This window comes from Hydrogenimonas sp. (genome assembly GCF_029932565.1).
Taxonomy (GTDB): Bacteria; Campylobacterota; Campylobacteria; order Campylobacterales; family Hydrogenimonadaceae; genus Hydrogenimonas.
The window spans coordinates 1-4,690 of sequence record NZ_JAOZPV010000104.1; the positions used below are offsets into that span (position 1 = coordinate 1).

General features: G+C 51.2%; 6 protein-coding genes and 1 pseudogene. 1 reads left to right on the forward strand and 6 read right to left on the reverse strand.

Annotated elements, in window-relative coordinates; genetic code table 11:
- Positions 1-72 precede the first annotated feature (72 nt).
- Both Q1K24_RS09250 and Q1K24_RS09255 read right to left on the reverse strand, forming a co-directional pair.
- Positions 73-741, reverse strand: a complete 669-nt coding sequence (locus tag Q1K24_RS09250; protein ID WP_300369272.1) for a 16S rRNA (uracil(1498)-N(3))-methyltransferase — start codon at positions 739-741, stop codon at positions 73-75.
- Between the two features lie 9 nt (positions 742-750).
- Positions 751-1,140: a hypothetical protein gene (locus Q1K24_RS09255; RefSeq protein ID WP_300369275.1), complete on the reverse strand. Its 390-nt coding sequence runs from the start codon at positions 1,138-1,140 to the stop codon at positions 751-753.
- An 85-nt stretch (positions 1,141-1,225) separates the two neighbouring features.
- On the opposite strand from Q1K24_RS09255, the gene glp reads away from it, so the two are divergent.
- The gene (gene glp, locus Q1K24_RS09260; protein ID WP_300369278.1) at positions 1,226-2,440 is read left to right on the forward strand and encodes a gephyrin-like molybdotransferase Glp; all 1,215 of its coding nucleotides are present in this window, start codon (positions 1,226-1,228) and stop codon (positions 2,438-2,440) included.
- On the opposite strand, the gene Q1K24_RS09265 is transcribed toward glp, so the two are convergent.
- The 4 genes and pseudogenes from Q1K24_RS09265 to Q1K24_RS09280 all read right to left on the reverse strand — a co-directional run.
- The gene (locus Q1K24_RS09265) at positions 2,430-3,032 is read right to left on the reverse strand and encodes a c-type cytochrome (RefSeq protein WP_300369281.1); all 603 of its coding nucleotides are present in this window, start codon (positions 3,030-3,032) and stop codon (positions 2,430-2,432) included. The two genes, glp and Q1K24_RS09265, sit on opposite strands and share 11 nt — an antisense overlap.
- Before the next feature lie 73 nt (positions 3,033-3,105).
- Positions 3,106-3,687: a 6-carboxytetrahydropterin synthase gene (locus Q1K24_RS09270; protein WP_300369284.1), complete on the reverse strand. Its 582-nt coding sequence runs from the start codon at positions 3,685-3,687 to the stop codon at positions 3,106-3,108.
- A 36-nt stretch (positions 3,688-3,723) separates the two neighbouring features.
- The gene (locus tag Q1K24_RS09275; protein WP_300369286.1) at positions 3,724-4,479 is read right to left on the reverse strand and encodes a 7-carboxy-7-deazaguanine synthase QueE; all 756 of its coding nucleotides are present in this window, start codon (positions 4,477-4,479) and stop codon (positions 3,724-3,726) included.
- Between the two features lie 31 nt (positions 4,480-4,510).
- Positions 4,511-4,690, reverse strand: a pseudogene (locus Q1K24_RS09280) (GTP 3',8-cyclase MoaA); the annotation flags it as partial.

Genomic DNA, 4,690 nt, shown 5'->3' on the forward strand with positions numbered 1-4,690 from the left:
AGATTGACTTCCGCGAATATGGAAGAAAAAAGAGCGGCCAGTAGAAGAGATTTTTTGATCATTTCGCCCCTGTCAAACCACCGTCAAAGCCGCCACCGTACAGACGGCACTTTCGCTTTTCAAAATCAGTGGTGTATGTAGTCCATAAATCGTCCGATTTTCGAAAAATTTTCTCTCCATCTCGCTGAAGCCCCCTTCACAACCGATGAGGATCGGTCCGACCCCGCCATCGCATGGCAGAGATTCTCCCCCGAAATCGAGTACGGCACTCTCCGGATATCGCTCGAAATAGGTTTCGACCGAGTCGAGAATCTCCAGCTCCATCATACGGCTGCGGCCGCACTGTTGGGAGGAGTTGATAAGAATACGTTTCAGGCGTTCGAGATCGATTTTAAAATGTTTCTGGCTGCGCTCGCAGTAGAGGAAAGAGATTTTCACCACACCCAACTCGTTGAGTGTCGGAACTGTTTTCTCGACGGTTTTCGGATCGACGATACACCAGCCGACATGCACCTTTTTGTCGGGCATGACAGTTCGTTCCTCCTTCTCCTCGAACATCAGTTCCGCCTCGCGGCGCGTCACCCTGTCGATACGATAGAAGTAGAGATAGTCGTTACGAAGATTCCGTAAGGCGATACGCTCGCCCTCTCTATGGCGCCGCACTTTGAAGATATAGCGGTAAGCTTCCCCTTCGATCGTGATATCGGGCAAGCCCGCATCGGGATGGTAGAGAAATTGCATCGGTACTCCTTATGAGAGTTGCGGGGCGAAACCTCCGATCATCAAAATCCAGAGAAGCTGAAAGATATAGTAGCGAAGCACGTTTTTTCTGACATTTGCAAAACACTCATTGCCGGGACGCGAATCCTTGACAACGTAATGGCGCCGCAGCTCCAGCGACCCCAACGCGACCGCAGCCACGATCATCAATACAATTTTCAGCGAAAAGTCCAGATGCAGATAGGCCATAATCGACGCACCGGTAAAAACGATCATACTGATCAGCGTCGTCCAGGCCGTCGCCTGAATGCGAAGATACTTCTTGAGTTTTCCGTCATCTTTCTGCATCAGAATGACGACAATGTTCAACACCACCAAACCTGCCAGGCCAATCACCGGCCATATATGCAACTGCACCATCAAATGTTCCATAGATTCCATAAGTTCGATTGTACTATAATCCTTTTTAAAACTGATGTTGTTGATGTGAAGGAAAGGAGACCCGATGGTTTCGATAACGGAAGCGATGGAACTTATTCATTCCCATGTGAAATCGGTGGGAACGGAAATCGTTCCGATCGAGGCGGCTCTGGGACGCGTATGTGCCGAACAACTCTATGCCCAATTTGACCTGCCTCGTTTTGACAGCTCCGCGATGGACGGTTATGCGGTTACAATGGCCGATGCCGGCGGCGTTATTTCGTCACAGCCCACAATCTATGCAGGAGATCAGAGCGACGTGACAGTCTCGAAAGGCGATGGCGTCCGAATCATGACAGGAGCCGTCATACCCGAAGGCGCCGAAGCCGTTATACCGGTGGAAAACACAGAAGAAACAGGGAATGGAATCCGATTGCCAGATACAATCAAACGGGGAGCGAACATACGCAAACGGGGAGAAGATACGGCGAAAGGCGATCGGATCGTCGAAACGGGCGAAATCGTTACGGCATACACGATCAGTCTGTTGGCGAGTCAGGGCATCACACACATCCGCATCTTCAAGAGACCAAGGGTCACGGTCTTCGCGACCGGCCATGAGTTGCGCATGCATTACGAACGGATCGAACCGCATCAAATCTACAACTCCAATGCACCGATGTTCATCGCGCGTGCCTCCGAACTGGGTTGCGACACGAAATTCACGGGTGCCACCGCGGATACGCCGGAGTCGATCAAAGCGCATATCGCATCCGCTCTTGATGCGGATCTCATTGTCACAAGTGGCGGCATCAGTGTCGGCGATGCCGATTTCACACTCGATGCCTTTGGCGATCTCGGAATGGAACAGCTTTTCCATAAAGTGAATATCAAGCCCGGCAAACCGACGACAGTCGGACGTATCGGAAAAACCTGGATTATCAATCTTCCGGGCAATCCCGCTGCAGCCGCCGTCAACTTCGAGCTCTTCGCCCGTTCGATCATCTACCGCCTTCAGGGACTGAACGCCCCGTATATCGCTCCGATTTCAACTGTCAGCAAAAAAGATAGAAGCATCAAACCGGGCAAACAGACGGTGCTCATAGGAAAATTCGATGGCGAGGGGTTCGAAATTCTGGAAAAACAGGGGCCGGGAATGGTACGCCCTTTCAAAGAAGCAGATGGTATGATCATTACGGAAGCGAATGTGGACCGGCTTGAAAAAGGGCAGCCGGTCCGTATGATTCCATTACACTGGAACCTGACTGCAAAAGATGCTGTTTCGCTTTTTACAGGCTAGAGATATAACCGGCCAGGGCATCGATCTCGTCGTCGGAGAGTCCTTTGACCTGCCCGTTCATCAAACCTTTCATCGGACCGCCGTAGGTACCGGCCTGGTACCCTTTCATTTTTTTGACGAGCTCTTCCCTGGATTGTCCTGCAATCACATTGCTCTTTCCAAGCGCATGTTTTTCGCCTTTCATACCGTGACATCCGGCACACTTGGTATACAACGTCGTAACATCGATCTGCGTTTTTGCCTCTTCGGCTTTGGTTGTGACATGCTCTTCCGCTTCCGCTTCACCACTTGCCACTCTGTCGACAATAGCTTTTGCCTGTTCGTGTGCCTCCTCTTTTACGCCCGCAGCAGCTTCCTCGGCGGGTGTCGCCTCTTTGGCAGCGGGTTTCTCTTCAGCGACTTTCGCTTTCTGCTCTGCAGGCGCTGAAACGGCTGCTTCAACTTTCTTTTCAGCCGGTTGGGCAGCGGCATGCGTTTCGGTTTTCGCAGCCGGCGCAGATGTCTCATGCTGCACCGATTCGCTCTTCTTGTCACCACAACCACTCATCACTACCATCGCAGCAACCGCCACGGACAATGCAATTTTTTTCATAGCTCTCTCCTTTTGAATATGATAGCGCATCTTAATCCCTCCTCGCTTAAAAAGGACTTGGTATTCATCTACGTTAAACGACATTCGGGTTCACGAACATCCTCCCCGCCAGTAATTCATCAAACATCTTCGGATTGGCCCACTCCTCCTTGACCCGCTCCGAGAATATGATTGTATCGAGTTCGGTTGGACCCATTGTGGAGTTGTAGGCATCGTCACGATCGGCTTTGGCATACCCCGTATCGGTTTCATGAACAATGACACTCTCCAACGTCACCTCGGATTCTCCATTGACCATCTTTGTCTGTTTGAGCACTCTGTCGATCAGCAGGAAAAATGTGCGGGCAAACTGTTCGGCCGAAGGATTGACAGGCAGTTCGATCCACCGTTCGCTCCACTTTTTCATATCGGCAATGTAGGCCGGATCGTCGCCACGCCAAAGCGTAATGGCATGATCGAATGCATCGATAAACTCTTTGATCATTCCTTTCGTCAGGCCAAAATCGTAGACCATCTGCCCGCGATCCAGGTTTGGGGCCGAAAAGAGAAGTTCCACTTTGTAGGAGTGGCCATGTATGCTCCTGCTGCATCGCCGGGAAGTGCAGTGCCGCACGATATGCGCGTTTTCAAACTTGTAGAGCTTCCTGATAATCATTCCCCAATCTCCAATCCCCAACTGCCGTTCGCCATCTTACCGCTTCTCCTCCCTGTTCCAAAGCCTCACATGCAGACGATCGCTGTAACGATACCCATTGGCGAGACAGAATGCTGCCACATCCGGCGCGTTCTCTCTCAACTGTTCAATATGATCACCCAGCGGCATACAGTAAATTTCATTGGTAAACACCCGGCAAATCTCATCGATCTCCCTGGCGCCACTGCCCGCGATCAGATCTTTGTCCAGCGTAAATTTGAAAAATGCACCGTTTGCCTCGTTGGCCAATCGCCGAATCACACCGGGAATCACCCGTCTCTCTTTCGGCTCGCCACTGTTGGAAAGTTTGACCGCCATTGCAAATGTCACGTCACGATAGGCCGGATAGGCTTCGAAAGGCGGGGCAAGCGTGGCGTTGGTTTCGATAGTAATGCGAAACTTTCTTTCGAGCAGCCATTCGATCAACGCGTAGAAAACCGTATCCTCCGCATAGATCATCGGCTCGCCGCCGGTCAATACGATATCGGGAAGATATCCCAGCGGCTCGAGATACTTTTCGATGATTTCTGTCAAACTCCCCAACATGTCGATACGTTGCCAACTCTTCTTGAAGTGAGCCATATCGACCGCCCGTATCGTGTCACAGCCCGATACGATCTCGCCCTCTACTTCATATTGCCCAAATCCAGGACACCGAAGATTGCATCCGCCGAAACGCAAAAAAATCGAAGGCACACCGATATAGCGTCCTTCACCCTGTATGGAGAAAAAGTGTTCGACAAGATAAATCATCCATCATCCATCATTTTGCATTCGGCATCTGCTATCCACCCGTTTCATAGAAAGCTCTCGCAGACTCTTCGGCCGACTCTTCGCTCCAGCGGTTCTTTTCGGGCTTGTTACGCAACACTTCGCGCAAAATTTCACTTGCACCTTCAATATCGCCGGCCTTGACGGCATCTCGGATGCTCATCGCCTCGTCGAAATAGAGGCAGGGGATCAG

What these genes read in the sequence shown, in the direction of transcription:
- Q1K24_RS09250 (WP_300369272.1), bottom strand. Translation starts at nt 741, where the DNA reads ATGCAATTTCTCTACCATCCCGATGCGGGCTTGCCCGATATCACGATC.
- Q1K24_RS09255 (WP_300369275.1), bottom strand. Translation starts at nt 1,140, where the DNA reads ATGGTGCAGTTGCATATATGGCCGGTGATTGGCCTGGCAGGTTTGGTG.
- glp (WP_300369278.1), top strand. Translation starts at nt 1,226, where the DNA reads ATGGTTTCGATAACGGAAGCGATGGAACTTATTCATTCCCATGTGAAA.
- Q1K24_RS09265 (WP_300369281.1), bottom strand. Translation starts at nt 3,032, where the DNA reads ATGAAAAAAATTGCATTGTCCGTGGCGGTTGCTGCGATGGTAGTGATG.
- Q1K24_RS09270 (WP_300369284.1), bottom strand. Translation starts at nt 3,687, where the DNA reads ATGATTATCAGGAAGCTCTACAAGTTTGAAAACGCGCATATCGTGCGG.
- Q1K24_RS09275 (WP_300369286.1), bottom strand. Translation starts at nt 4,479, where the DNA reads ATGATTTATCTTGTCGAACACTTTTTCTCCATACAGGGTGAAGGACGC.